Annotated in this window: 18 protein-coding genes; 6 read left to right on the top strand and 12 right to left on the bottom strand. The window is 73.7% G+C overall.

Annotated elements, in window-relative coordinates:
* Nucleotides 1–25 precede the first annotated feature (25 nt).
* A complete protein-coding gene (locus tag ACFC8N_RS33470; RefSeq protein ID WP_376292324.1) occupies nucleotides 26–892 on the top strand; it encodes a ribonuclease BN in 867 nt (288 codons plus the stop codon).
* On the opposite strand, the gene ACFC8N_RS33465 is transcribed toward ACFC8N_RS33470, so the two are convergent.
* The 5 genes from ACFC8N_RS33465 to ACFC8N_RS33445 all read right to left on the bottom strand — a co-directional run bounded on the left by ACFC8N_RS33465 (nucleotide 889) and on the right by ACFC8N_RS33445 (nucleotide 8,065).
* The gene (locus ACFC8N_RS33465; RefSeq protein WP_376292322.1) at nucleotides 889–3,714 is read right to left on the bottom strand and encodes an NHLP bacteriocin export ABC transporter permease/ATPase subunit; all 2,826 of its coding nucleotides are present in this window, start codon (nucleotides 3,712–3,714) and stop codon (nucleotides 889–891) included. The genes ACFC8N_RS33470 and ACFC8N_RS33465 overlap by 4 nt on opposite strands.
* A 1-nt stretch (nucleotide 3,715) precedes the next feature.
* Entirely contained in the window at nucleotides 3,716–5,953 is a 2,238-nt protein-coding gene (locus ACFC8N_RS33460; protein ID WP_376292320.1) for an NHLP family bacteriocin export ABC transporter peptidase/permease/ATPase subunit, read from the bottom strand.
* Entirely contained in the window at nucleotides 5,950–6,753 is an 804-nt protein-coding gene (locus tag ACFC8N_RS33455) for an HlyD family efflux transporter periplasmic adaptor subunit (protein ID WP_356029501.1), read from the bottom strand. The genes ACFC8N_RS33460 and ACFC8N_RS33455 overlap by 4 nt, the downstream gene beginning before the upstream one ends.
* Before the next feature lie 153 nt (nucleotides 6,754–6,906).
* Entirely contained in the window at nucleotides 6,907–7,122 is a 216-nt protein-coding gene (locus ACFC8N_RS33450) for a hypothetical protein (protein WP_067044133.1), read from the bottom strand.
* A gap of 529 nt (nucleotides 7,123–7,651) precedes the next feature.
* Nucleotides 7,652–8,065: a PaaI family thioesterase gene (locus ACFC8N_RS33445; protein ID WP_356029502.1), complete on the bottom strand. Its 414-nt coding sequence runs from the start codon at nucleotides 8,063–8,065 to the stop codon at nucleotides 7,652–7,654.
* A gap of 206 nt (nucleotides 8,066–8,271) precedes the next feature.
* Between ACFC8N_RS33445 and ACFC8N_RS33440 the strand changes: the two genes are divergently transcribed.
* Nucleotides 8,272–9,684, top strand: a complete 1,413-nt coding sequence (locus ACFC8N_RS33440) for a S1 family peptidase (RefSeq protein ID WP_376292356.1) — start codon at nucleotides 8,272–8,274, stop codon at nucleotides 9,682–9,684.
* A gap of 69 nt (nucleotides 9,685–9,753) precedes the next feature.
* Here the strand turns inward: ACFC8N_RS33440 and ACFC8N_RS33435 are convergent, their stop codons facing one another.
* Nucleotides 9,754–11,913 (bottom strand): SpoIIE family protein phosphatase, encoded by a 2,160-nt coding sequence (locus tag ACFC8N_RS33435; protein ID WP_376292316.1) that lies wholly within the window; start codon nucleotides 11,911–11,913, stop codon nucleotides 9,754–9,756.
* 379 nt (nucleotides 11,914–12,292) lie between these two features.
* Here ACFC8N_RS33435 and ACFC8N_RS33430 point away from each other — a divergent pair, with 379 nt between their 5' ends.
* The gene (locus tag ACFC8N_RS33430; RefSeq protein ID WP_356029506.1) at nucleotides 12,293–12,904 is read left to right on the top strand and encodes a response regulator transcription factor; all 612 of its coding nucleotides are present in this window, start codon (nucleotides 12,293–12,295) and stop codon (nucleotides 12,902–12,904) included.
* Between the two features lie 10 nt (nucleotides 12,905–12,914).
* Here the strand turns inward: ACFC8N_RS33430 and ACFC8N_RS33425 are convergent, their stop codons facing one another.
* The 4 genes from ACFC8N_RS33425 to lanKC form a co-directional block, all read right to left on the bottom strand.
* On the bottom strand, nucleotides 12,915–14,741 hold the full coding sequence (locus ACFC8N_RS33425) for an ATP-binding cassette domain-containing protein (RefSeq protein ID WP_376292354.1): 1,827 nt from the start codon (nucleotides 14,739–14,741) through the stop codon (nucleotides 12,915–12,917).
* Between the two features lie 83 nt (nucleotides 14,742–14,824).
* Nucleotides 14,825–16,531 (bottom strand): ABC transporter ATP-binding protein, encoded by a 1,707-nt coding sequence (locus ACFC8N_RS33420; protein WP_376292351.1) that lies wholly within the window; start codon nucleotides 16,529–16,531, stop codon nucleotides 14,825–14,827.
* A gap of 125 nt (nucleotides 16,532–16,656) precedes the next feature.
* The gene (locus tag ACFC8N_RS33415) at nucleotides 16,657–16,770 is read right to left on the bottom strand and encodes a SapB/AmfS family lanthipeptide (protein WP_356029508.1); all 114 of its coding nucleotides are present in this window, start codon (nucleotides 16,768–16,770) and stop codon (nucleotides 16,657–16,659) included.
* 36 nt (nucleotides 16,771–16,806) lie between these two features.
* On the bottom strand, nucleotides 16,807–19,419 hold the full coding sequence (lanKC, locus tag ACFC8N_RS33410) for a class III lanthionine synthetase LanKC (protein ID WP_376292313.1): 2,613 nt from the start codon (nucleotides 19,417–19,419) through the stop codon (nucleotides 16,807–16,809).
* A 263-nt stretch (nucleotides 19,420–19,682) separates the two neighbouring features.
* Here lanKC and ACFC8N_RS33405 point away from each other — a divergent pair, with 263 nt between their 5' ends.
* From ACFC8N_RS33405 to ACFC8N_RS33395, 3 genes are all read left to right on the top strand, one after another.
* On the top strand, nucleotides 19,683–22,142 hold the full coding sequence (locus ACFC8N_RS33405) for a SpoIIE family protein phosphatase (RefSeq protein ID WP_376292310.1): 2,460 nt from the start codon (nucleotides 19,683–19,685) through the stop codon (nucleotides 22,140–22,142).
* Between the two features lie 80 nt (nucleotides 22,143–22,222).
* Nucleotides 22,223–22,498 carry a hypothetical protein gene (locus ACFC8N_RS33400; protein ID WP_356029512.1) on the top strand — a complete coding sequence of 92 codons (276 nt, stop codon included), beginning with the start codon at nucleotides 22,223–22,225 and terminating at the stop codon, nucleotides 22,496–22,498.
* Entirely contained in the window at nucleotides 22,495–24,030 is a 1,536-nt protein-coding gene (locus ACFC8N_RS33395) for a cytochrome bc complex cytochrome b subunit (RefSeq protein ID WP_376292307.1), read from the top strand. The genes ACFC8N_RS33400 and ACFC8N_RS33395 overlap by 4 nt, the downstream gene beginning before the upstream one ends.
* On the opposite strand, the gene ACFC8N_RS33390 is transcribed toward ACFC8N_RS33395, so the two are convergent.
* Both ACFC8N_RS33390 and ctaD read right to left on the bottom strand, forming a co-directional pair.
* Nucleotides 23,966–24,349 carry a cytochrome c oxidase subunit 4 gene (locus ACFC8N_RS33390; RefSeq protein WP_356029514.1) on the bottom strand — a complete coding sequence of 128 codons (384 nt, stop codon included), beginning with the start codon at nucleotides 24,347–24,349 and terminating at the stop codon, nucleotides 23,966–23,968. The two genes, ACFC8N_RS33395 and ACFC8N_RS33390, sit on opposite strands and share 65 nt — an antisense overlap.
* Complete coding sequence (gene ctaD / locus ACFC8N_RS33385) at nucleotides 24,346–26,007, bottom strand: cytochrome c oxidase subunit I (RefSeq protein ID WP_362819548.1); 1,662 nt, start codon at nucleotides 26,005–26,007, stop codon at nucleotides 24,346–24,348. Before ctaD ends, ACFC8N_RS33390 begins: the two co-directional genes overlap by 4 nt.
* Nucleotides 26,008–26,114: the final 107 nt, after the last annotated feature.

Here is a 26,114-nt window from a genome sequence, read left to right as displayed (position 1 = left end):
GGTGGATGAATCGGCTCAGGAGAGCATGGCGGTGGCGAGCCCGGGAGGAGCCGTGAAGCGGTGGCGGCGCGGCCTGCACCGCGCCTGGCGGTGGCTCCGGGTGCGGGCCCTGTTCGTGCACGGCCGTGAGCTGGAACTGTTGCACCGGGCCATGGGGTTCGCCACCCTGGCCCTGGTGACGCTGGCCCCGCTGCTGATCGTGGTCGCCGCCGCCGACCCGCTGGCCCGGGGCGGCTTCGCCGCCTGGCTCACCGACGGCATGGGCCTGTCCGGCGCGTCCGCCCGCGCGCTCACGGACGTCATCAGCCCGTCGCGCAACGTCATCGGCACGACGAGCGTCTTCAGCCTCGTCCTGCTCGGCGTCTTCGGTGTCACCTTCGGCGGCAGCGTGCAGAACGCCTACGAACGGATCTGGGGCCTGACCTCCGGCCCCTGGCACCGGGTGTGGCGGCAGGCGACCTGGCTCGTGGTGCTCACCGCCTACCTCTACCAGGAAGCCGCCACGAAGACGGCGCTGTCCGGGGGCCGGCGGATCGTGCTGTCCGCGGTGACCGGCGTGCTCTTCTTCTGGTGGGGGCAGCGCTTCCTGCTCGGCGGCCAGGTCCACTGGCGCGCCCTGCTGCCGGGCGCCGTCGCCACCGTCCTCGGCCTCTCCGGCCTGCGCGCCTTCTCCTACCTCGTCTTCACCCCGCTGATCGTCACCAACGCGCTCAGCTACGGCGCGGTCGGCACCGTCCTCGTGGTCGAGTCCTGGCTGATCGGCGTCGGGTTCGTCATCTACGGCGGAGCCCTGCTCGGCCGCTGGTTCTGCGCGCACCACTGGCCGTCCCTGCGCCCCCACCGGGCCGGAAAGGCCCCCCGGGGGCGGGGCGACCCCGACGACACCCCCTAGGCCATCTGCCTGCGCACCAGCTCGTGCAGCCGCCCGCCGGTGTCGGCGAGCAGGTCGGCCGGGCTGCCCTGCTGGACGACCTTGCCGTCCTCCATCACGATCACCCGGTCGGCGTCCAGGACCGTCGAGAGCCGGTGGGCGATGACGACGCGGGTCGCGTTCAGCTTGCGGGTGCTGTCGATGACGATGCGCTGGGTGTCGTTGTCCAGCGCGCTGGTCGCCTCGTCGAAGAAGAGGATGCGCGGGCGCCGGATCAGTGCCTGGGCGATCATCAGGCGCTGGCGCTGGCCGCCGGAGATCGCACCGCCCGCCGACACGATCGTGTGCAGCCCCATCGGCATCCGCTTGATGTCCTCCGCGAGGCCCGCCATCTCGGCCGCCGCCATCGCCTCCTCCGGCGTGTACGGCTCGGTGCCGCAGATGACGTCCAGGATCGAGCCGGTGAACGGCTGGGCGTGCTGGAGGACCACTCCGCACTGGCGGCGGACGGCGGACTGGTCCAGGGCCGCCAGGTCCTGGCCGTCGTAGAGGACACTGCCGGAGACCGGCCTGTCGAAGCCGATGAGCAGCCTCAGCAGGGTGGACTTGCCGCAGCCGCTCGGGCCCACGACCGCGACGAACTCGCCCGGCCGGATCGCGAAGGACACGTCGTCCAGGACCAGCGGACCGTCGTCGGCGTAGCGGAAGGAGAGGCGCCGGGCCTCCAGCGCGCCGGACAGCCGGCCCGGCCGGGTGCTCGCCGAGCGCACCTCGGGGGTCGCCTCGAAGACCGGCTTGATCTCCTCGAACAGCGGCAGCGCGGCCACCGCCGAGACGAAGGAGCCGGTCAGCTGGGTCACCGAGGTCAGCACCATCGTCACCGAGGTGTTGAAGGTGAGGAAGTCCGCCGCCGACATCGCGCCCTTCGCCGGGCCCGCCAGCAGCATGAACATCAGCAGCGTGACGATCGGCAGATAGACCGCGCCGAGCACCGACGAAAGGTTCTTGATCCGGCCGACCTTCTGCTGGAGCTCCCGGCTGCGCGCGAACTCCCGCGCCCAGGCGGCGTAGGCGTAGTTCTCGGCCGCCGCGACCCGCAGCTTGGGCAGCCCGCGCAGGGTCTGGTAGGCCTGGTTGTTCAGCTTGTTGCCGAGCACCACGATCCGCCGCTGCCAGCGCACCTGCCACAGCCCGAGCCCGAGGAAGACGGCCCCGATGACGACGAGCATGCCGAGCGCGGCCATGGCCATCGGCACGCTGTACCAGAACAGCATGCCCAGGTTCATCGCGCCGATCGTCACCGACTGCGCGACCACGGGTCCGACGCCCGCCAGCAGCCGGCGGATCGTGCTGATGCCCATGGCGGCGCTGGCCAGTTCACCGGTGGAGCGCTGGGTGAAGAACCGGGTGGGCAGGCGCAACAGCCGGTCCCAGACGGCCGGTTGGAGCGCCGCCTCGATACGGCCCTCCAGGCGCAGGATGGACAGGTTCTCCAGCAGGGTGAAGGCCGCCGCCACCACGCCGCTCACCATCACGGCCAGGCACACCTGGACGATCAGGCCCGACTGCGCCGTCGGCACGTACTCGCCGAGCACCTTGCCGGTCGCGACCGGGACCAGCGCGCCGATCGCCACCGTCACCAGCCCGGCGAGGAGCAGCCCGACCAGGTCGCCGCGGGTGCCCTGGAGGCTGAACCGCAGCAGTCCGAACGGGGTGAGCGCCTTGTCGGGCAGCGGCCGGTAGAACATCACCGCACGCGGCTCGAACTCCTCCGCGTTCGCCTTCTCGATCGGCGTCTCGCGCCCCGTGCCCGGATGCACGGCCACATAGCCGCCGCGCCGCCACAGCAGCGCGACCGGCGCCCCGGACAGCGCCCGGTGCCCGACCAGCGGGCCCACGTTCTCCCGCCACCAGCGCCCGTCCAGCCGTACGGTGCGGGTGCGCACCCGGGAGGCGAGGGCCACCCGCTCGACCGGGTCGAGGCGTTCGCTCTCGGTGCCGCTCTGCGCGGGCTCGGCGAGGGTGATCCCGGCCGCCTCGGCGACCAGCTTGCAGGCCGCGTACCCGGCGTCCGCGTCGGCGGCCGTGGTCCGGCGGGCCGAGCGGCGGCCGATGGAGGCGAGCAGCGTCTGGTCGGCCTGGGCGCGGACCTCCTCACCGGCCTTGATGCCGGCGGCGGCCCGCGTCTCGTGGGTGCGCTCCAGCTGCTCGATCCACCGGTCCAGCGCGGTCAGCAGCCGGTACTGCTGGTCCACCATGGACTGCCACAGCGCCGGGTCCATCAGCAGATCGGCGGCGGCCTCCGCGCCGTACAGGGAGCCGTACTGCACGCTGCCCGGCGGCACCTGCATCCAGAACACGTCGTCGTCGGTGGGCGCCTGGGAGCGGTCCTCGGCCATCGGGGCCTGGAAGAGGACGGACAGACCGCGGCCGACGCCGAGCGCGACCGCGTACTCCAGCGGGCTGGTGGCGGGCGGGACGTACTGCGGGTTGCCGTACTCGTCGTACGACCAGGTCTGCGTGTTCGCGGGCTGGTACAGCTCGCGCAGGTTGACGCGGTGCAGCACACAGTCGCGCACCGGGCGGGCGACGAGGGTGTGCTGGGGGCCGGCGACCGGGCCGAGCAGCAGGGTGCCCGCCTCCAGCCGGCCGAGGTGGTGCCAGTGGCCCTGCTGCGCCGCGTCCACCGCGAACAGGTCCAGCGCGCCGGCCGCGACCAGCCACAGCACCTGCGGGCCCTCCAGGTCCACGCGGTTGAAGCCCGCGCAGTCCACGCGCGCGCCCAGCGAGCCGAGCGCGCCGAGGACGAGGTCGCCGTCGTACCCCTCCTGAACAGTCGTCATCTCACCGCTCCCTGACCAGTGCCGCGTACGCGCCGCCGTGCGCCACCAGCTCCTCGTGCCGCCCGCGCTCGACGACCGTGCCGTGCTGGAGCACGACGATCTCGTCGCTGTCGCGGACCGTGCTCAGCCGGTGCGCGATCACCACACAGGCGCAGCCGCGCCGGCGCAGGTTGTCCATCACGACCAGCTCGGTCTCCGCGTCCAGCGCGCTGGTCACCTCGTCCAGCACGAGGATGCTCGGCCGGCGCACCAGCGCCCGCGCGATCTCCAGGCGCTGGCGCTGCCCGCCGGAGAAGTTGTGGCCGTCCTGCTCGACCTTGCTGTGGATGCCGCCGGGCCTTCGCATGACGACGTCGTAGAGCGCCGCGTCCTTCAGCGCCTCCACCACGGCCTCGTCCGGGATGGACGGGTCCCACAGGGCGATGTTGTCGCGGACCGAGCCCTCGAAGAGGAACACGTCCTGGTCGACGAAGGAGACGGAGGAGGCGAGCGCCCCGCGCGGGATGTCGTCCAGTCGGCGGCCGTCGATGCGGATCACGCCGTCCCAGGGGGCGTACAGGCCCGAGATCAGGCGGGAGACCGTCGACTTGCCGCTGCCCGAGCCGCCGACCAGCGCCACCTGCTGCCCGGGACCCACGGTCAGGTCGAAGCCGCTCAGCAGCGGCTTGTCCAGCGGGCTGTAGCCGAAGGTGATGTTCTCCAGCTCGATGTGCCCGTGCAGCCGGCGCGTGGAGTCGCCGCCGCCACCGGGGCGGGCGTAGAGCGGGTCGGCCTGGAAGTTCTCCACGTCCTTCAGGCGGGCCACGTCGGCCGCGAAGTCCTGGATGCGGCCCGCCACGCCGTTGAGCCGGGTGAGCGGGGCGGTGAAGCGGGTCACCAGCGACTGGAAGGCGACCAGCAGACCGACCGAGATGTGCCCCTCGACGGCCTTCATGCCGCCGATCCACAGGATCAACGCGCTGTTGAACGTCGCGAGCGCGGGTGCGACCACGCCGAGCCAGGCGCTCGGCACGCCGAGCCGCTGCTGCTCCTCCAGCGTGGTGGCGTGCTGCCCGGCCCACTTGCGGAAGTAGCCGTCCTCGCCGCCGGTCGCCTTCATCGTCTCGATCAGCTGCAGACCGGTGTACGAGGTGTTCGTCAGCCGTGCCGTGTCCGCGCGCAGCTTCGCCGTCCGGGTCGCCCGCAGCCGTACGACGAGGCGCATGGCGACCACGTTGAGCAGGGCCACGCCGATGCCGACGAACGTCAGCTGCGGGTCGTAGGTGTAGAGCAGCACGGCGTACAGCACGACGACGATCGCGTCCACGCCCGCCGCCGCGAGGTCGCGGGCCAGGGTCTCGGCGACCTGGTCGTTGGACTGCAGGCGCTGCACCAGGTCGGCCGGGGAGCGCTGGGAGAAGAAGGTGACCGGCAGCCGCAGCAGATGGCGCAGGAAGCGGGCGCTGGACAGGGTGGAGGAGATGATCCGGCCGTGCAGCAGGTTGGCCTGCTGGAGCCAGGTCAGCACCAGGGTGAGCAGCACACAGGTGCCCATCGAGGCGAACAGCACGCCCAGCAGGGACGTCCGGCCGCCGATGAGGAACGTGTCGATGTAGGTGCGGCTGAGCGCGGGCACCGTGGCGCCGACCGCGACCAGCAGCAGGCTGGCGAGGACGGCGGCGGGCAGGGTGCCGGCGGTGCCGCGCAGCCGGGCCGGCATCGCGCCGAGCACGCCCGCCTTGCGCCCGCCCTTGCTGAAGCCGTCGCCCGGCTCCAGCACCAGCACCACACCGGTGAAGGAGCCGTCGAACTCCTCCATGGGAACGAACCGGCGGCCCTTGGCGGGGTCGTTGATGTACACCCCGCGGCGGCCGAAGCGCCGGCCCATGCCGTCGTAGACGACGTAGTGGTTGAACTCCCAGAACAGGATGGCCGGCGCCGCGACCTCGGCGAGCGCGGCCAGGTCCATCTGCATGCCCTTGGCGGTCAGGCCGTAACTGCGGGCCGCCTTGAGCAGGTTGGAGGCGCGTGAGCCGTCCCGGGAGACACCGCAGGCGATGCGCAGCTCCTCCAGCGGGACGTGCCGGCCGTAGTGGGCGAGGACCATGGCCAGCGAGGCGGCGCCGCACTCGACGGCCTCCATCTGGAGGACCGTAGGGGTGCGGACGGTGCCGCCGCGGGGCCTCGGCACCGGCCGCTTGGCCGGGGCGGCCCTTCTGCGGCCGCGGGTGTCCTGGCCGGTTCCTGTCTGAGGGCTCACGGCAGCAGCCAATCGATCGGACGCTGGTCGGCCAGCTTGACCGAGGCGGAGGCGAGGGTCATCGAGTCGAGCCCGAACGGCGGCCCGTCGGAGGTGGACCAGCGATAGCCGCTCTTCGTCGCCGACGTGTCCAGGAGCACCGTGACGGCCACCGGGCGGCCCTTGCGGGTGAACTGCTGGCCGAGCTGGCTGTCGCCGAGGAACGCGGCGATCGACTGGGCGGACTGCGCCTCGCGGTCCACCGACTTCACCCGGCCGCGCAGCACGCCGTACGTCTGGGTCGGCACCGAGGAGACGGTGAGGTCGACCGAGGCGTGCGCGGGGATGGAGGCGCCGTCCTCGGCGGGGACGTAGACGGTCGCGTACAGCGGGTCCGAGGCGTGGGCGACCTTCTCCACGGAGGCGACGTTCGTGCCGGTCTGGATGATCTGCCCGATGGTGGCGGCGAGCGCGCTGACGCGGCCCGCGGCGACGGTGCGGACGACCGAGTCGCCCTGCACGGTACGGACCTTGAGCACGGGCGCGTTCGCGGGCAGCTGTTCGCCCTGCTGCGCGAGGACGGCCGTGACCTGGCCGGAGACCGGGCTCTGCAGGAGGTAACTGCCCTGGCCGTGCGTGAGGATGGCGGGCGCGCTCACCGTGGAGGCGACCGAACCGGTCACCGCCCAGACGGAGGCCGCGGCCATGACGACGACGGTGACCCCCAGCGCGAGCCAGCCCTGGGGACGGGCCAGGCGCACCGGAAGGTCCAGCTCTTCCGGCGACTGGAGCTTGGCGAGGGCCTGTTGGCGGAACTGCACGGGACTTCCCTCACCCGAGATGAGACAGCGTTACGACGAAGTGACCGGCACCCGCCGAGGAACCGAGGGACACGGTCCGGCTCCCGCGGGCGGGCACCCGAGAGTCCCGGAGCCGGGAAACGGCTCCGGGACTTCGGTTGACACTGGGTGCGATCAGAGACCGGCGACCAGGTCGGTGACCGGCTGAACGTTCAGGCCGGTGACGCCCTCGACGGTGCTGATGCCGGTGTTGACCAGGCCGGAGACCGGGGCGATGCCGTTGACGGCGCCCGTCACGGTGTTGAGGGCGTTCACGGACAGACCGCCGGAGACGTTGTCCAGCTCGGCGTCCGAGATCTCGACGGTCTCGACCTGGGGGGTGGAGTTCATGATGGAACTTCCCTTCCTAAAGGATATTTCACAAGGGGGGAGCGGCCCCCTCTGGGGACAGACGGACGGCCGCGACCGCGGGCGGCCGACCCCCGTGGCCCGGAGGCCGCAGCGCCCTGCGGTGCGATGGATCAAAGCACGCAGGCTGGGCACGCTTCCAATCAATCCACGCGCTCACCAGGGCACTTGGCTCGGGAACGGGCTCATCCGTGCAGGTACGCGCACGGCTTGTCGGCGACTCCTTCACAAGCCGCGCGGCATCGTCGCAATCGCTTGCTGGTCTTCCCCTTGTCTTACCGACGGCGAATCCGGCACTCCGCGCCAAAGCCGTGTCCGGGGACGCGGGGATGTGCAGATCCGTCGCCGTCGGTGACCCGCGTGGGTATTGGATGTGCAGATTCGCTGAAGCCGGGATTCCGTTACGCGCGTGAAACGGACCGTTACTGATCGGTAGCGGACCGTGTCGGATCGGAGTCGGTTGAGAGCCGACTCGGGGCCGACGGGGAGCCGGCCGGGGAGCCGCCGGGCGTCAGTCCAGGATCGCGTACACGGTGCTCGCCCGGGCGGCGAGCGCCCCCGAGTCCGCGTCGGACAGTGTGACGTCCGCGAAGGCCATCCGGCGGCCCAGTTTCGTCAGGACCGCTTCGATCAGGACATCCGCGCCGGTCACCGGCCGCTGGAACGACGTGGACTGCTGCACCGTCGTCATCGGCACGAAGGCGCCCCGCGCGGCCGACACCGCGATCACCGTCGCCGTGTCGGCGGCCGCCATGAGCGCCTGCCCCGACAGCCCGCCGCCCTCCCGGGCCAGCCGCTGCGACCAGGGCAGACGCAGCACCGCCCGGTCCTCGCCGATGCCTTCGACACTCAGCCCGAGATCGCGCACCCAGGGCGCGAAGCGGTCGGCGAGGATCGTGTCGGCTTCGGCGGTGGTCATCGTCATATGGGCGATTGTTCCCAGCCGCCCCCGCCACCACGCCCACCGCGGCCGACCCTGGCCGATTCCCCCACCCCGTACGGCAGTTGCGCCGCCCGTTTGAACACGGCGCGCGCCCGGTGCGTACGTACGGCCATCCAGGCGCCGAATCGAACTGCCCAAGAGCGGCAGACCCCCGTCCCCAGGAGGTCGAGAAGTTGAGTCACAAGCGAATGCCCAAGCGCAAGGCCGCGATAGCGGTGGGCGGTGTCGCGGCGCTCGGAGCGGCGGCTCTCCTGCTGCCCAACGCCATGGCGTCCCAGGACAAGAACGACACGAACGCCGCGGGCACCCTCGGCACCGCGCGGACCCTGAAGGCCTCGGACGCCTCCGGCCTCGCCGCCCAGCTCCAGAAGATCCTCGGCGACGCCTTCGCCGGGTCGTACTTCGACAGCGGCAAGCAGCAGCTGGTCGTGAACGTGGTCAACGGCAACAGCAACAAGATCGTCCAGGTCGAGAAGGCGGGCGCGGTCGCCCGCCAGGTGCAGAACAGCACCAAGGCGCTCAAGGGCGCTGCCGGGACGCTCAAGACCAGGGCGACGATCCCCGGCACCTCGTGGGCCGTCGACCCGCGCACCAACAAGATCCTCGTCACCGCGGACTCCAGCGTCACCGGCGCCAAGTGGAACAGGCTGCAGTCGACCGTGCAGAGCCTCGGCTCGAACATGGCGACCCTGAAGAAGTCCGCCGGCACCTTCAAGACCTTCGTCTCGGGCGGCGACGCCATCTTCGCCCAGACCCAGCAGGGCGGCGTCCGCTGCTCCCTCGGCTTCAACGTCACCGCCTCCGACGGCAGCCCCGCCTTCCTGACGGCCGGTCACTGCGGGGTCGCGGCCAAGGACTGGTCCGACTCGCAGACCGGCCAGCCCATCGCCACCGTCGACCAGGCGAAGTTCCCGGGCAACGACTTCTCGCTCGTCAAGTACAACGACAAGACCACCCAGGCGCCCAGCGAGGTCAACGCCGGCAACGGCCAGACCGTGCAGATCACCAAGGCCGCGGACGCCACCGTCGGCGAGACCGTGTTCCGCATGGGCTCCACCACCGGCCTGCACAACGGCCAGGTCACCGGCCTCGACGCCACCGTGAACTTCGCGAGCGAGACCGTCCCGGGCGGCACCGACACCGTCAACGGCCTCATCCAGACCAACGTGTGCGCCGAGGCCGGCGACAGCGGCGGCTCCCTGTTCACCCAGGACGGCAGCGCGGTCGGCCTGACCTCCGGCGGCAGCGGCGACTGCACGAGCGGCGGCGAGACCTTCTTCCAGCCGGTCACCGCCGCCCTCCAGGCCACCGGTGCGACGCTGGGCGCCGGCGGCAACGCGGGCAACGGCGGCGCGGGCGGCCAGTCCGGCTCCGCCGCCCCGTCGGCCTCGGCGAGCGACCCGGCCGGCGCCGGCGGCGCCCAGATCGGCGGCTCCGCCGACCCCTCCGCCTCGGCCACCGACCCGTCCGGCAGCGCCGGGGCCGGCGCCGGTGGCAGCGACCAGTCCGGCGCAGGAACCGGTACCGGCACCGGCGATCAGTCCGGCAGCGGCGCCGCGAGCACCGCGAACAACGGCTCGTCCGTGACCGGTTCGAACTGACCCCGAGCCGACCGGCTCACGGTCCGGCCCTCCGGCGGGAGGGCCGGACTCCTCTCCCGTCACGGGGAGTCAGACAACGGGGCAGGCCCGCAGCAGCAGCACCGCCACGTCGTCCGCCCGGCCCCGGGCCGCCGCACTGTGCCGTACGACCTCGTCCGCCAGGTCCTCCAGCGGCCGCTGCCCGCACTCCGACAGCAGACCGCCGAGGTCGACCAGCGCGTCCTCGATGTCGATGCCGGGGGACTCCACCAGGCCGTCGGTGTAGAGGAGCAGCACCGAACCCGGTGCGAGGGACACCTCGGTCGTCGGATACACGGCGCCCGCGTCGATCCCGAGCAGCGGGCCGCCCGCCAGGTCCAGCACCCGCACCCGGCCGTCCGGCCGCCTGAGCAGCGGCGGCGGATGCCCCGCCCGCGCCATCACGGCCCGCCCGCGCGCCGGATCCAGCCGCAGATACAGACAGCTGGCGAACAGTTCCGCGCCGAGGTCGATCAGCAGCCGGTTGGTGCTGCTCATCACCTCGTGCGGCTCCTGCCCGACCGTGGTGTACGCCCGCACGCCGGTACGGATCTGCCCCATCAGGCCCGCCGCCGTCACGTTGTGCCCCTGGACGTCCCCGATCACCGCCGACGACAGCGGCAGCGTCGGCACCAGATCGTAGAAGTCGCCGCCGATGTCCATGCCGTGCATGGCCGGCAGATAGCGGGCGGCGGCCTCGATGCCGGGCGGCGGCACCAGCGAGCTGGGGAGCAGGGCCTGCTGGAGGCCGTGCGCCAGCCGGTGCTTGGCGTCGTAGAGCCGGGCCCGCTCCAGCGCCTGCGCGATCAGCCCGCCGAGGGAGGTCAGCACGGCCCGCTCGTCGGCGGGGAAGACATGCGGCTCGGCGTACGCCAGCACGCACGTGCCCACCGGCCGGCCGGACGCGATCAGCGGCAGATACGCCCAGGCCGCGAAGCCGTCCGGGGTCTCGTGCCGCTGCGGATACAACCGCTCCAACTGCTCCCGCGAGTCGAAGAACGCGGGCACCCCGCTGGTCAGGGCATGGGTGCCCGGGGTGCGCTCGGCCAGCGGCAGCCCGTCGAACCGCTCGACGATGTGCGGGTCGTCGTACCCCCGGTGGCCCAGCACATGCAGCCGCCCGCCCTGCGAGCCGAGGATCACCATCGCCTGCCCGCCGACCGCCGGGGTCACCTCGTCCCACACCAGCTGCACGACGTCCTGCACGCCCACCGCCTCGGTCAGCGCGCCCGCGAGGCTCAGCACCTGCGAGATCGTCACCAGCCGGGACGGCGCCGGACCGGCCCGCGGCGCCTCCTGCGCCATGTCCGCCACGGCCCGGGCCCGGGTGATCCGCACACTCAGCCCGCTGCGGCTGGGATACATCCGGAACGACAGCCACTCGCCCGGCGGACGCAGCGCCACGAACGACGTCACCTGCTGGCTGAGCAGCGCTCCCCGGTAACGGTCCTCGTACATCGGGTCGTTGAGCCAGGGCACCGACGCCCACGGCAGCGTCCCGAGCAGCTCCCCGGCCGTCCGGCCGAGCAGCTCGGTGGCGGCCGCGTTGGCGAACGCGATCCGGCCGTTCAGATCCAGCGACAGCAGCCCGTAGGGCAGCCGGGCCACCATCCGCACCGCCTCGGCCGAACCCGCCGTGCCCGTCGTGCCCGCCGCGACCGCCGGCAGCGGCACCGCCAGCACGTCGACCTCGGGGCCGAGCGGCCGGTTCTGTGCCGCGGCCCGTTCCAGCCGCAGCGCCAGCCGGTCGCAGGCCGCGGTCAGATCGGCGCGTTCCACGTCCGACAGCTCCGGCGGATGCGCACCCGGCCACGTCACGAACACCGCGCCGTACAGCCGGTTCCCGGTCGCCACCGGCATCGCGGCCAGCGCGAACGGGTACGGCAGCACCAGCGCGATCCGCGGATACCGGCCGGCCATCTCCTCCTCGCCGCCCACCCACACCAGCCGGCGCTCGCGCGCCGCGTCGGCGACCGGGATCCGCGCGCCCAGCCCGACCCGCTCCCACGGCGCCGCGAACGCCCGGGGCATGCCCGCGTGCACCGCCATCTCCAGGACCTGCTGGTCGGGGCGGAGCAGATACACCGCGCCGGAGTGGGCGCGCACCTCCTCCAGCATCGAGGCCAGCGCGAGCGACAGCACCGGCCGGGCGGCCACCGTGTCCTCGGCCGCCGGTGCCGGTACCGGCCCTGAGCCCGGCCCGTCGGACACGCCACCACCTCCTCGTACGGCCGCGCGTCGTGCCCCGGGGACCAGACTCCCTCGCGGGAGCGCGCCGCGCACGGCGAGCGCCCCGGCCCCGCCCTGCTCGCCCGTGCCACGGAGCCGCTGGCCAACCGGTCCGCCCGGACATGTGCCGCAGACATCGGAAGCGCGGGCGGCGTACGGGCGCTCCGCGTGCGCCCCCGCGCACCCTGATGGCCGATTCTCCGCGCCCGTGAACGCAGGACGCGCCCAAGAATGGGCAGGCGCTTTCCGCACCGACCGCACAGCGAGGGGACGAGCGGGCGGGCGGGTACGCGGGGGCGGATCGCGACGGTGGGGCCGGGCGATGAGCGCGGGGTACGACGAGCTTGCGAGGGGGCGGGCAGTGATTCGGTTGCTTCTGGTGCACGACGCGTGTCTGGTGCGGGCGGTGCTGGCGGAGTGGCTGGGCCGGGAACCGGGGCTGGACGTGGACGACACACCGTGGCGCGGCGCCGCGGCGAGGATACGGTCGTCGTCGCCGGACGTGTGCGCGGCGGACCTGGACTGCGTCGACGGCCATGGCATACCGCCGCTCGGCGATCTGTCCCCGGCGCGGGCCGGGGCGGGCCGGCCGCCGGCGCTGGTGGTCATGGCCCACGCGAACCGGCCGGGCCTGCTGAAGCGGGCCGCCGAGGCGGGCGCCCTCGGCTTCGTCGACAAGGCGGGCTCACCGGACCGGCTGCTGCGCGCGATCCGCAGCGTCGCCGCGAGGGAACGTTTCGTCGATGCCTCACTGGGCTTCGGCTTCCTCAAGGCGGCCCAGATGCCACTGACCAGACGCGAGCTGAGCGTGCTGTCGCTGGCGGCCGGGGGCGCGTCGATCGCGGAGATCGCCGGAAGCCTGCACCTGTCGCACGGCACGGTCCGCAACTACATGGCGTCGATCACCCGCAAGACGGGCGCGCGGAATCGGATCGACGCCATACGCATATCGCGGGGGGAAGGCTGGCTGTGACCGGTACCGGCTAGCGGGGGAGTGCGGTCGGTGACGGGGGGCGGCCGGTGGTGAGCTGCCGGTACAGGGCCGAGGTGCGCAGCAGGTCGTCGTGGGTGCCGCAGGCGGTGTGCGCGCCGTCCATGACCAGGATCCGCCCGGCCCGGCGGGCCGAGCCGAGCCGGTGGGCGACGACCAGCAGCGTGCCGCCCGGCCGCCCGGCGAAGGCCCGCTCGGCGCGTGCCTCCGCCGCCGGGTCGAGATGGCAGGTCGCCTCGTCGAGTAGGGCGAGCGGGGCGGCGCAGAGATAGGCCCGGGTCAGCGCGATCAGTTGGCGCTCGCCGGCCGACAGCGCCGTCGGCTCGACCCGGGCGTCCGGCCCGCCCAGCGCCCGCAGCAAAGGGGTCAGTCCGACGGCGTCGGCCGCGGCCAGCAGCTCGGCCTCCGGTACGGGGCCCGGCCGGAAGAGGGCCAGGTTCTCGGCGAGGGTGCCGCCGTGGACGTAGGCCTCCTGGGGGATGAGGACGGTCGCCTGCGGCGCGGGCACGGGGTGGCCGTGCACGCGGATCGTGCCGTGGTCCGGGGTGAGCTGGCCGGCGATCAGGCTGGTGAGTGTCGACTTGCCGATGCCGCTGGGGCCCACGACGGCCAGGTGGGCGCCGGTGGGCAGGGTGAGGTCGAGGCCGTCGAGGATCGGCTCGCCGGCGGAGCCGTAGGCGAAGGTGAGGGAGGTGAGGGCGAGGGCGGGCGCGGACCGGGTGCTTGCGATGGGCGGGCGGGTGCGGGTCCGTGGTGGCTGGTCGCGCCCCGCCGCGGAGCCGCTGAGGGACGCGGTCCCGCGCCCCTGGGCCGGTTGCGCCTCCCGGAGTCGAACGGTGCGCGGTCCTCGGCTCGTCAGGCGGCGCAGCACCACCGTCAGGCGCGAGCCGCTCGTGCCGAGGCCGTGGACCAGGTTCTGGAGTGCGGGGAGCAGGGACTGGGTGACGTAGGCGAGCGCGCCGACCAGGGCGCCCGCGGTCACGCCGTGGCGCAGCAGCCAGGGGGCCGTGACCAGGAGCAGCACCACGGGCAGCTCGCCGCCGACGGCCAGCGCCGCCGTGCGCGCCAGGCTCCAGCGGGCCAGGGCGCGTGCGGTGGCCAGCTCGGCGTCGATCCGTCGCCCCAGGTCCGCCGCGACGCGCTCCTCGGCGCCGCACGCCGTGACGTCCCGCAGTCCGGGACACAGCGCGCCCAGCTCCCGCGCGAGTGCCTCGTCGGTGGTGAGGAACGCCTCCTGACGGCGGGCCAGCGGTCGCAGCGTCACGGCGAACAGGGCCACCCCGGCCAGCAGCGGGGGCAGCACGACGGTCAGCAGCAGCGGGGCCAGCGAGAGCAGACCGATCAGGGCGCCGGCGGCCGTGAACAGGAACGAGCGCGACACCATCACCACGCCCGCGAGCGTGTCCCGGGCCAGTTCCACCTGCTGGGTGAGCCCGGACAGCGCGCCCGGGTCCGCCTCCCGCACCCCCCGCCCGACCACGGCGGTCACCAGCCGGTCCCGGGCCGGTTCGACCAGCTCGGCGACCACGCCGTAGACCCGCCCGGTCCCGTACGCCCCGGCGCACACGGCGAGCCCCGCCGCCCCCAGCCACCCCAGCCCGGTCCGTACGCTTCCGGCCAGGAACCCGGTGTCCAGCGCCCGCGCGAGCGCGTAACCGACGACAAAGGTCTGCCCCGCCTCCAGCACGGACCACGCCCCGAGCCGCACCAGGACCCGCCACCGGTCCCGCAGGAACCGGGCCGCCCGCCCGCGCAGCGGTGCCGGACGCCCGCCGGCCGGATCCGCTGCCACCCCGCGCCGGTCCTCCTCACCGCGCACGCCGCTCAACTCCCCTCCTCGGCACGGCACATGAAGCACTCGGTCGCTCCGTTCCGATGGCTGTCCGGCCCATGTGCCCCCCATCAGCCCCGTTCCTCGCTTCGCGGCGCGGCCCCGGCGTCGCTCTCCCCCTGCACCCCGAACACCGCCCGGTACGCCGCGTCCCGCCACAGTTCCCGGTGGGTGCCCAGAGCCCGGACGCGGCCGTCGTCCAGCCAGGCGACGAGGTCCGTGCGGGCCGCTGTCGTCGGGCGGTGGGCGATCAGGAGGCGGGTACGGGCCGGGCCGGAGGCCAACAGGCTCTGGGTGATGCGGTGTTCCGTGACCGTGTCGAGGCTGGACAGGGCGTCGTCGAGGATGAGGAGGCGGCTCTCGCGGACGAACGCCCGGGCGAGGCCGAGGCGTTGGGACTCGCCGCCGGAGCGGGGGGCGTCGGCGACGCGGGTCGCGTAACCGTCGGGCAGTCTGCGGACGAAGTCGTCGGCGTGGGCGCGCCGGGCGGCCGACCGGACGGCGGCCGGGGTCCGGTCGGCGAGCCCGAGGGCGAGGGCGTCCTCGATCGTCGTGCCCAGCAGGGCCGGGCGTTCGAAGGCGTAGGCGACCGCGCGGCGCAACTCGTCGTGGGTCAGGCTGCGGAGGGGGACGCCGTCCAGCAGGACCTCGCCCGCGTCCGGGTCGGTGAGCCGGCCGGCCACCTCGGCGAGCAGGGACTTCCCGGCGCCGGAGCGGCCGACGAGCGCCAGGGTCGTACCGCCCGCAATGGTCAGATCCAGTCCGTCGAGGACCGCGCGGCCGCCCCGGACGGCGGTCACCGCCCGCAGCTCCAGCCGGCCGGGTCCGGGGGGCAGACGGCGGGTGCCGTGCTCCGGGCGGGGTACGGCCGTCACCTCGGCGAGCCGGCCGGTCGCCGCGCGGGCCCGGGCGAGCGCGGTCAGCCGGCCGACGAGCGCGCCGACGCCGGTCGCGAGCACCGCGTACCGGGAGGCGGCCAGCAGGTCGCCGACCGACAGCCGGTGCCGGGCGAGCAGCAGCCCGGCCACCGCGAGAACCGCGAGGTTCAGCAGCGGTGCCACGGTGACCGCCTGCGCGGCGGCCCGCCCCTGCACCTGCCACATCCGCCGCCCGGCGCGCGAGAGTTCGGGCAGCGGCGCCAGGACGCGGGCCGTCTCCCGGTCCGCCACGCCCGCCGCCCGGATCGTCCGGGAGCCGCCGATCGCCTCGGCCAGCGCCCCGGCGATCCGGCCCTGCACCCGCTGGTATTCGGTCACGCATTCCGTCGTGTCCCGGGCGAGGGCACGCAGCAGCAGGGCCAGGACCGGTGCTCCGGCGAGGAACACGGCCGCCAGCCACGGGTCGATGACGCCGAGCGCCACCACGCCCCCGACCGGCCCGGCGAGCGCGGAGAGCAGCACGGCCACCGCGCCCGGCGCCGTCCCGGCCTGCGCGGCGTTGCCGACCCCGCGCGCCACCAGGTCCCCGGCGCCGAACCGGGCCGTCGCGCGCGGGCCCAGCGCGAGGACGTGCCCGGTGACACGGCGGCGCAGCCAGGCGGTGGCGTGCGCGGTGGCCGTGCCGGTGAGCACGCCCGCGCAGCCGTCCAGCAGGGCGAGCAGCAGGACGACACCGGCACAGCAGGCGACCCAGCGGGCGGTCGGCGCATGGGCGAGGAGCAGGTCCAGAGTGTGGCCGAGGAGGGCCGGCAGCAGCAGGCCGGCGGCCGTGGCGGCCGTACTCACGGCGCACAGCGCGGCACAGCGGGCGCGGCCGTGGCGCAGCACCGCCCGCGACAGGGCGCGGGCTGCCGCCGAAGTGCCGCCGTCGGGGCGGGAGTCGGCAGGCGGCGCACCGGGGCGGCCCCGGACGGCCCCTCCCCGGCGGAAGGGGGCCGTCCGGAGCCGGTGGATCACCCGCTCGGTCAGAGACAGAGCAGAATGCTCGCGGCGGAGACGCAGGAGAGCAGGCTCACGGTGCTCGCGCCGCCGCCGTCGTGCTCGTCGGAGTCGAGGGTCTGAAGGTCGAGCAGTGCCATGGCAGGGTCCTTTCCTTGTCGGGGACGGGGGTTGGATCACGGCTCCGTCCGTGCGGAGCCGCGTGCGGGGGCCGCCGGTGGCGGCGCGAGGAACGGCAGGTGCGCGGTGCGGGGGTCGTCGCAGGCCGCGGCGAGCGCGAGCAGACAGCCCGCCGTACCGGTGGCGAGGTCCATGGACAGACGCATCATCTGGTGCCCGGGGAAGGCGAGTTGGCCCTGGTAGTCCATGGCGAACCAGCCGAGACCCTCGATCTGCCGCGCCAGCCGCTCCCGGTCGGCGCCGGGCGCCGTGGAGCGGGCGAGGTGCAGGATCATTCCGGCGCGGCCCTGGAACAGGCCGGGCTGGGCGTAGAAGCGTGAGGTGGCGGCGGTGAGGATGCCGGCCCGGGCGCGGGCGAACGCCTCGTTGTCCGTGTGCGCGAGGTAGTCGTCCAGGACCAGGCCGATGCCCGCGCTGCCGTCGCCGAGATAGGGCAGCGTCCGCCGGCCCTCGTCCACCTCCAGGCCGCCGCCCGCCTTCTGGGTCACGCAGCAGTCCAGGTCACGGCGGAGCGCCACGGCCGCCGCGGCCAGATAGCGGTCCTCGCCGGTCTCCTGGTGGCGCCGCAGCAGGAACAGCGCCGGACCGCTCGCGCCGCGCAGCAGCCCGGCGCGCCGGCGCGGGGTGTCCGGCACGGGCTCGGCGAGCCGTCGTACGACGATGTCGGCGGCCTCGGCGGCGTGTTGCCGCAAGGACGGCTCGCCGGTGGTGTCCGCGAGCCGGCCGAGGACCAGGCCGAGTCCGGCGAGCCCGCCGTGCAGGTCGGAGGCGAGATTGCGCCAGTTCTCCCGCAGGATGCCGTCGACCAGGTCCAACGCCCGTTGCCGGTGGCCGAGCCGGTCGAGGACGAGGGCGACGCCGGCGAGGCCGTCGTACAGGCCGAGCGGGGTGCCGGGCGGCGGCGGGGCGGTGTGGTCGAGCAGCCAGCGCTCGCCCTCGTCGTAGCGGCCCGCGCCCGACGCCTCCAGGGCGTACAGGACCCCGGCCGCGCCGTGCGCGAGGCCGAGACCGCCGCCGTCGGAGAACTGGGCGATGTCACCGGGGAACAGCCGGTCGTCGCGCTCCGGGGTGGCGGAGGCGAGGATCGCCTTCACCATCGAGTCGCGGCTGTACGGCCAGTCGCCCGGCACCACGGGCGGGGCGGTGCGGGCGCGTCGGCCGCCCGCCGTGTCCCGGGTGATCTCCGCGACCGCCTCGTCCAGGAACTCCCTTGGTACGTCCGGGAATTGGTCCGCGATGACGTCCGCGAGATGGGCGGCCTTGCCGCGGTCCACCACGAACAGCGTGGTCACCGGCAGGAACAGGGCGAGCCGCAGACAGGCCAGCGCATAGCGGTCCACGTCCGGGCCGCGGCGGTCCGGCGGGGCGAAGAAGCCGGGATGGGCGACGGTCTGCCGGGCGTTCTCGGCGGCGGGGGCGGCGGCCTCGAAGTCGATGAGATGCACGGACTGTTCGTCCTCGGCCACCATGATGTTGAAGACGTGCAGGTCGTTGAAGACCAGCCCGCACGCGTGCACCGCCTCGACCGCCCGTTCCACCGCCGCGTGGATCCGCAGCGCCCACGCCGTGTACGCGGCGACCCGCGCCGGGTCGGGGTCGGGGGTGAGCAGCGGATGCCGCTCGGCGAAGAAGGAGTTGAGCGGGCGGCCCGCCAGGAAGTCCATGACCAGGAACCGGTGCTCGCCGAGCAGGAACCAGTCCCGCACCCCGGGCACCACACCGGTCCCGGCGGCCCGCTCCAGCGCCGCCCTCTCCCGCTCCAGCCGGGTCACCGCGTCCGCGCCGTCGGCCGCCAGCCCCGCGTGCGGCCGGGCCTCCTTCAGCACCACCTTGCGCCCGTCGCGGGTGTCGGTGCCGGCGTACACCCCGCCGCCGTTGGAGAAGTGCAGCGCCTTCTCGATGCGGTACGGCAGCTCGCCGACCGTCGTGGTGTTGCGGGCCGCGAGATGCGGCCGGAGGAACGCGGGCAGGGTCACCCACTCGGGGACCTGGAAGGACGGCGCCCTGCGGTCCGGCACGAGCCTGCCCTCGCCGTCGGCCACCGCGAGGACCAGTGTGCCGCGCTCGTCGACGACGTACCGGCGGGCGAAGGCGCCGTAGCGGACGTAGAGCGGACCCTCGCCCCAGCGCAGGTCGGTGAGGATGTACGGCCCCTCGAACCCCGCCAGCAGGGCGCCCAGTTCGCGCAGGACCTCGTGCAGCCGCGTCTCGTCGGCCGGGTAGACGGTGACGAACTTGCCACTGGTGTCGCGGCCCGCGTACTTGGCGTTGCGCAGATGCAGCAGCTGCGGGCCCGGCACGAACTTGAAGGGGATGCGGCGCGGTACGCAGTAGTCCCAGACGATCTCGGCGATCCGCTCCGCGTTCGCGGCGGTCGCCGAGGAGTGGATCTTCCAGCCCTGGGCCGGCGCCGGCAGCGGCGCGCCGTCCGCGCCGAGCGGGGTCAGATTCAGCCAGTCTCCGGAGCGGGACGCGTGCCAGCCGTCCGGGACGGTGCGGCGCGCCGCCGTGAACTGGGCGGTCTGCGCACCGCCGGCGTCCGCGAGCCGGTCGGGCGTGTCGTAGAAGTGCCCGTCGGCCAGCGCGTACACCTCGTACCGCTTGTCCATGCCCCTCCGCCCGCGTCGTCCCCGGCACCCTCGGCACCCTTGTCCTCGGTCACCGGACCTTCGACCCGGTGACCGGAAGAGACACTCGCAGGCGTCGCACGGCCGCGGACAGTCACGACTGTCACGAGGTCACCGTGCGGAACTCACGGGTCAAGATGTGTTCGGCGGCTTTCGAGCGGATCCGGGCCCGCGTGGCCCCGGGCGTTCCCCAGGGCCACCCGTAGCGTTCACAGGGGCTGCGCAGGAGCCTCACACGCGCTGTAATGGCGAACGTGGTGAGCGAGGGCGCGGCGGTCGGCGGTACGAGGACGGGGCCGGAGCGCGCCGCAGCCGCTCTCGACGCCCTCGGCGCCTCGCCCGGCACCCCGGACCGGCTCCACCGCGTCCTCGAACAGGCGCTGGTGTTCGCCGGCGCCGCCTTCGTCGGCGTGTACACGCCCGGCGACGATCCCGCGCAGCTGTCCCTCGCCGAATCGGCTGGTCTGCCGCGCACCCTGTACGGGCTCCGCGACGGCTACCCGGCCGCCGGCACGTCGCCGGTCGCCGCGGCCCACCGCACCGGCCGCCCGCGGTGGCTCGGCCCCGAGGAACTGGCCGGGTGCCCCGAGGCGCGGCGCACGCCCTCCCCGGACTTCTCCGTGGCCGTCCTGCCGCTCGACCCGGCGGGCGCGGGCGTGCTGGTGGCCGTCAGCGAGCGTCCGGGCGGCTTCGGCACCGAGGACCGGGCCTGCCTGGAGCTGGTCGCCCGCGCGGTCGCCGTCCCCGCCCCGGCCGCCGCGGGGGAGCCCGGCGAGCTCTCCGAGAACGCCTTCGACCTGGCCATGGACACCGGCCGGGTCGAGGTCGGCGCCGCCATCCTGGGGCTGTTCGGGCTCGGCCGGGACTCCTTCGACGGCCGGGTGGAGACCCTGCTCGCGCGCGCCGTGCCCGAGGACCTGCCCGCGCTGATGTCCGTGGTCGAGGCCGACCACATGTCCATCGGCGACCGTGAGCTGGAGTTCCGCATCCTGCAGCCCTCCGGCGCGCCGCTGTGGCTGCGGCTGCGCGGCCGGCTGCTGTCCGGCGGGGAGGGCCGCCCGGCCCGGCTGGTCGGCACGGTCGCCGACGCCTCCACTCTGCGCTCCGACGTCACCGACGTGGCCCGGGTGCAGCGCCTGGCCGCCGCCCTCGCCACCGCCGGCACGGTCAAGGACGTCGGCCGGGCCGTCGTCGACGCCCTGCGGGTACCGCTGCGGGCCGACCGGATCGCGCTCGCCGAACTGGAGCACGACCGCCTCGTCGTCACCGTCCTCGACCCGCCCGAACCCGAGGCGTGGCCCGAGGTGTGGCGCACCGAATGGCGCACCGAGTGGCCCGACGCGCCGGTGCGCGCCATGCCCACGCTCGCGGCCGCGCTGCGCGAGGGCCGCGCGCGGATCTGGCCCGCCGGCAGCACCCTGGAGCCCGCCCTCGGCGAGGTCGGCCCCGGCGGCCTCGCCGTGCTGCCGCTGCCCGCCGCCGGCCGGGTGGCCGGCGCCTGCCTGATCGGCTGGGACGACCCGCACGACTTCGGCCCCGACGAACGCGCCCTGCTCACCGCCTGCGCCGCCCTGACCGGCCAGGCCCTGCTGCGCGCCCACGCCTTCGACGCCGAGCACGAACTCGTCGGCATGCTCCAGCGCACCCTGCTGCCGCGCCGCCTGCCCCGGCTGCCCGGCGCGGTCGCCGTCGCCCGCTACCTGCCCACCACCGCCGGGCTGGAGGTCGGCGGCGACTGGTACGACGTCATTCCGCTCGCCGACCACCACGTGGCCTTCGTCATCGGCGACGTACAGGGCCACAACGCGGGCGCCGCCACCCTGATGGGCCAGATGCGCACCGCGCTGCGCGCCTACGCCGCCGAGGGCCACACCCCGGACGTGGTCGTCGCCCACGCCAACCGGCTGCTGCTGGACATGGAGACCGACCTCTTCGCCACCTGCGCCTACGTCGACGTCGACATGGAGGAGGGCACCGCCTGGATCGTGCGCGCCGGCCATCTCGAACCGGTCCTGCGTCACCCGGACGGCAGCACCGAGATCCTGCGCACCGAGGGCGGGCCGCCGCTCGGCGTGACGGCGCAGGCGGACTTCCCGATGACCCCGCTGCGCCTGGCACCCGGCACGGTGGTCGCGCTGACCACCGACGGCCTGGTGGAGTCCGCGGACACCGACCTCGACACCGGCATGCAGCGGCTCGCCCACGCCCTGTCCGCCGCCGACCCCGCCCACCTCGGCCTGGTCGCCGACGCGCTGCTCACCGACGCCCACCGCGCCGACGACGTCGCCCTGCTGCTGATGCGCTACGACGGGATGGCCGTACGACCCCTGCGCGAGAGCTGGACGGTGTGGCGCGTACCGGAGGCGGTCCGGCACGCCCGCCGCTTCACCCGGCGCACCCTGCGCACCTGGGGCGTGAGCCCGGACACGCTCGACACGGCCCTGCTGGTGGTCTCCGAACTCGTCACCAACGCCCTCGTGCACACCGACGGCCAGGTCCGCCTCGACCTCAGCCTGGTCAACCACCGGCTCCGGCTGGCCGTCGCCGACGCCTCGCCGCGCAGCCCGGTCAAGCCCACGAGCATCGGCTGGGAGGCCACCGGCGGGCGCGGCATCCTGCTGGTGGAGGCGGTCTCGGCGGCCTGGGGGACGGTCCCGGTCAGCGGCGGCAAACAGGTGTGGGCCGATCTCGTGCCCGGCGGCTGACCCGCCACTCGGGTACGGGTACGCGCGCCCCCGGCAGGTCGAAGGGGCTCGCCCGACGGCCGTGCCTAGGGTCGATCGGCGTGGCACACACCTTCGAAGAACTGGTCGCGAAGCAGCGCGCCGCCGACGCGGCCCAGCGCACGGTCGACCAACTGCGGGAGGCCTACGGCCCCCCGGCCGAGCGGGGTATGACGGGCGCCCAGTCGGAGACCTACGAAACGGCGCTGCGTGCCTCGCGGGACCTGGCCCGCGAGGCGCAGACCGCGCTGAGCGACTACGCGAGGGAGACCGGCCGCACGCGCGCCGACATCGAGGCCGAGGTGGCCCGGGCGGCCGCGGAGCCGCAGGAGACATGAGCACGGCGGCAGGCGACACGAGCGGCGTCGGCCGTGGGGGTGGCGGGGAGGTGAGCCGCGCCGAGCGGCTGGTACGGGCCGCCGACGCCCGGCTGCCCGTCCTCGACGGCGGCCCGCTGCTGCGCAAGGCGTTCCCCGACCACTGGTCCTTCCTGCTCGGTGAACTCGCGCTCTACAGCCTGCTGGTGCTGTTCCTGACCGGCGTCTGGCTGACCCTGTTCTTCACGCCCGAGATGCGCGAGGTCGTCTACGCGGGCCCCTACGCGCCGCTGCGCGGGGTGCGCATGTCCACCGCCTTCGCCTCCACCCTGCACATCAGCTTCGACGTGCGCGGCGGACTGCTGCTGCGGCAGGCCCACCACTGGGCCGCGCTGGTCTTCGTCGCCGCGATCGGCGTGCACCTGCTGCGGATCTTCCTCACCGGCGCCTTCCGCCGCCCCCGCGAGCTGAACTGGGTGATCGGCCTGACCCTGTTCGTGGTCTCGCTCGCCGAGGGCTTCGCCGGCTACTCGCTCCCCGACGACCTGCTCTCCGGGACCGGACTGCGCATCGCACAGGGCATCATGACCTCGATCCCGCTGGTCGGCACGTACGTGGCCTTCTTCGTCTTCGGCGGCGCGTTCCCCGCGCACGACATCGTCACCCGGCTGTACCCGGTGCACGTCCTGCTGCTCCCGGGCGCCCTGATCGCCCTGGTCACCGTGCATCTGATCCTGGTGGTCCACCTCAAGCACACCCAGTGGCGCGGCGCGGGCCGCCGCGTGGACAACGCCGCCGGCAAGCCTTTCTTCCCCCAGTTCACGGCCTCCTCGGGCGGGCTGTCCCTCATCGTCTTCGGCGTCCTGGTGCTCCTCGCCGCACTCGCCCAGGTCAACCCGGTCTGGAACTACGGCCCCTACCGCCCCGACCAGGCCTCCACCGGCGCCCAGCCCGACTGGTACGTCGGCTTCCTGGAGGGCGCGCTGCGACTGATGCCGGCCTGGGAGACGAACCTCGCCGGACACACCCTGATGTGGAACGTCCTGCTGCCCGCCGTGGTCCTGCCCGGCCTGCTCTTCGCGGTGCTGTACGCCTATCCGTTCGTCGAGCAGCGCCGCACCGGGGAGTGGCGCCGCGAGCAGCACTTCTGCGACCGCCCGCGCGAACGCCCCGTCCGCACCGGCCTCGGCGTCGCGGGCATCGTCTGGTACGGCGTGCTGCTGCTGGCCGGCGGCAACGACGTCGTCGCGCAGACCTTCCGGATCTCCGTCAACGCCCTCACCTGGGTGCTGCGCGTCGCCGTGGTCGTCCTGCCCGTCCTCGCGTTCCTGGTGACCCGCTGGCTGTGCCGGGCCCTCACCGAGGCCGAGCGGGACCGGCTGGCGCGGGGTGTGTCCACCGGCGAGATCCGGCAGAACATCGCCGGCGGCTACGAGAGCGACCACGCACCCGTGGCGTCCTTCCGGCCCGGCGCCCCGCGAAGGCCGCTCACCGCCGCGCGTACTGGTACGCCATCCCGAACACCCCGCGAGCCAGCACCCCCAGACCGATGAGGAACAGCCAGAGTCCGTAGACCACCCCGCCGGCGCTCAGGGCGAACCCGAGCGCGGTGATGATCGGGAACATGCTCTCGTCCGGGAAGAACGCCACCGGTTCCGCCCCGTCGGCCACCTCCGCCTCCGCACGGTCCTGCGCCCGGCTGCCCCGCCGCCGGTACTGGATCAGGCAGAAGAACGACACGAGCGCCGCCATCCCGCACGCGACGACCAGCGCGACCGTGCCCGTCTCGTCCCCGGACCACACCCCGTACAGCGCGGCGGACCCGCCGAAGAACAGCGCCACCCCGCCGAACAGCATCGACTCGGTCCTCATCCGGCCGTCTCCTCCCCGGCCCGGGCGGCCTCCGGATGGTGCAGGTCGAACGCGGGCGACTCCGAGCGGATCCGGGGCAGGGCCGTGAAGTTGTGCCGGGGCGGCGGACAGGAGGTGGCCCACTCCAGGCCCCGGCCCCAGCCCCACGGATCGTCGAGGGTGACCTTCACGCCCCGGGCGGCGGTGCGCCAGACGTTGTAGAGGAACGGCAGCGTCGAGATCCCCAGCAGGAACGCGCCCGCCGAGGACAGCGTGTTGAGCAGGGTGAAGCCGTCCGTCGGCAGATAGTCCGCGTACCGGCGCGGCATGCCCCCCGCGCCCAGCCAGTGCTGCACCAGGAAGGTCAGCTGGAACGCCGGGAACAGCAGCCAGAAGTGCAGCTTGCCGAGGCGCTCGTCCAGCATCTTCCCGGTGAACTTCGGCCACCAGAAGTAGAACCCGGCGAACATCGCGAACACCACGGTGCCGAACAGCACGTAGTGCAGGTGCGCCACGATGAAGTAGCTGTCGGTCACGTGGAAGTCCAGCGGCGGGGAGGCGATCAGCACCCCGCTCAACCCGCCGAGCAGGAACGACACCAGGAAGCCCATGGCCCACAGCATCGGCGTCTCGAACGACACCGATCCGTTCACCATCGTCCCGATCCACGCGAAGAACTTGATCCCGGTGGGCACCGCGATCAGGAACGACATCAGGGAGAAGAACGGCAGCAGTACCGCGCCCGTGGCGAACATGTGGTGCGCCCACACCACCGCCGACAGCATCGTGATGGCGACGGTCGCGCCGATCATCGGCAGATAGCCGAACTGCGGCTTGCGGGAGAACACCGGGACGATCTCCGAGATGATCCCGAAGAACGGCAGCGCCACGATGTAGACCTCCGGATGCCCGAAGAACCAGAACAGGTGCTGCCACAGGATCGCGCCGCCGTTCGCCGCGTCGAAGACGTGCGCCCCGAACTTCCGGTCCGCCTCCAGCGCGAGCAGCGCCGCCGCGAACACCGGGAACGCGGGCAGCACCAGGATCGAGGTGAACAGCACGTTCCAGGTGAACATCGGCATCCGGAACATGGTCATGCCCGGCGCGCGCAGACACAGGATCGTGGTGATGAAGTTGACCGCGGTCAGGGTCGTCGACACACCGGTGACCACCAGCCCCATCGCCCACAGGTCGCCGCCCGCCCCGGGCGAGAAGTAGGCGCTGTTCAGCGGCGCGTACGCGAACCAGCCGAACGCGGCGGCCCCGCCCGGCACCAGGAAGCCGGACACCACCATCAGCGCCCCGAACAGGTACATCCAGTACGACATCGCGTTCAGCCGCGGCAGCGCCAGGTCCGGGGCGCCGATCTGGAGCGGCATCACCGCGTTGGCGAACCCGGCGAACATGGGCGTCGCGAACAGCAGCATCATGATCGTGCCGTGGATGGTGAAGAACTCGTCGTAGCCGTGCTCGTTCAGGAACTGGAGCCCCGGCCGGGCGAGTTCGGCCCGCATGCCGAGCGCCAGCAGCCCGGCGAACAGGAAGAAGCAGAACGCCGTGACCATGTACAGCCGGCCGATCACCTTGTGGTCGGTCGTGGCCGCCCAGCGCAGCAGGGTCCGGCCGGGCCGCGGGGCGGGGGCCGTGTACCGTTCGACGGCCTCACGGCTGTCGGACATCTGTGGTAGTTCGGTCATCCCGGGCGACGCTACTCCGGGTGCCCGAACGCCCCGCCCGCGCCACGCCTGGGCACCGCCCGGCAAACCGCCGTCGATGTCCGGGGCGC

Origin of the sequence: Streptomyces sp. NPDC055966, from assembly GCF_042269865.1 — a bacterium.
Lineage (GTDB): Bacteria > Actinomycetota > Actinomycetes > Streptomycetales > Streptomycetaceae > Streptomyces.
This window is presented reverse-complemented; position numbering and strand designations above follow the sequence as displayed.

What these genes read in the sequence shown, in the direction of transcription:
- ACFC8N_RS33470 (WP_376292324.1), top strand. Translation starts at nt 26, where the DNA reads ATGGCGGTGGCGAGCCCGGGAGGAGCCGTGAAGCGGTGGCGGCGCGGC.
- ACFC8N_RS33465 (WP_376292322.1), bottom strand. Translation starts at nt 3,714, where the DNA reads ATGACGACTGTTCAGGAGGGGTACGACGGCGACCTCGTCCTCGGCGCG.
- ACFC8N_RS33450 (WP_067044133.1), bottom strand. Translation starts at nt 7,122, where the DNA reads ATGAACTCCACCCCCCAGGTCGAGACCGTCGAGATCTCGGACGCCGAG.
- ACFC8N_RS33445 (WP_356029502.1), bottom strand. Translation starts at nt 8,065, where the DNA reads ATGACGATGACCACCGCCGAAGCCGACACGATCCTCGCCGACCGCTTC.
- ACFC8N_RS33440 (WP_376292356.1), top strand. Translation starts at nt 8,272, where the DNA reads ATGCCCAAGCGCAAGGCCGCGATAGCGGTGGGCGGTGTCGCGGCGCTC.
- ACFC8N_RS33415 (WP_356029508.1), bottom strand. Translation starts at nt 16,770, where the DNA reads ATGGCACTGCTCGACCTTCAGACCCTCGACTCCGACGAGCACGACGGC.
- lanKC (WP_376292313.1), bottom strand. Translation starts at nt 19,419, where the DNA reads ATGGACAAGCGGTACGAGGTGTACGCGCTGGCCGACGGGCACTTCTAC.
- ACFC8N_RS33405 (WP_376292310.1), top strand. Translation starts at nt 19,683, where the DNA reads ATGGCGAACGTGGTGAGCGAGGGCGCGGCGGTCGGCGGTACGAGGACG.
- ACFC8N_RS33395 (WP_376292307.1), top strand. Translation starts at nt 22,495, where the DNA reads ATGAGCACGGCGGCAGGCGACACGAGCGGCGTCGGCCGTGGGGGTGGC.
- ACFC8N_RS33390 (WP_356029514.1), bottom strand. Translation starts at nt 24,349, where the DNA reads ATGAGGACCGAGTCGATGCTGTTCGGCGGGGTGGCGCTGTTCTTCGGC.
- ctaD (WP_362819548.1), bottom strand. Translation starts at nt 26,007, where the DNA reads ATGTCCGACAGCCGTGAGGCCGTCGAACGGTACACGGCCCCCGCCCCG.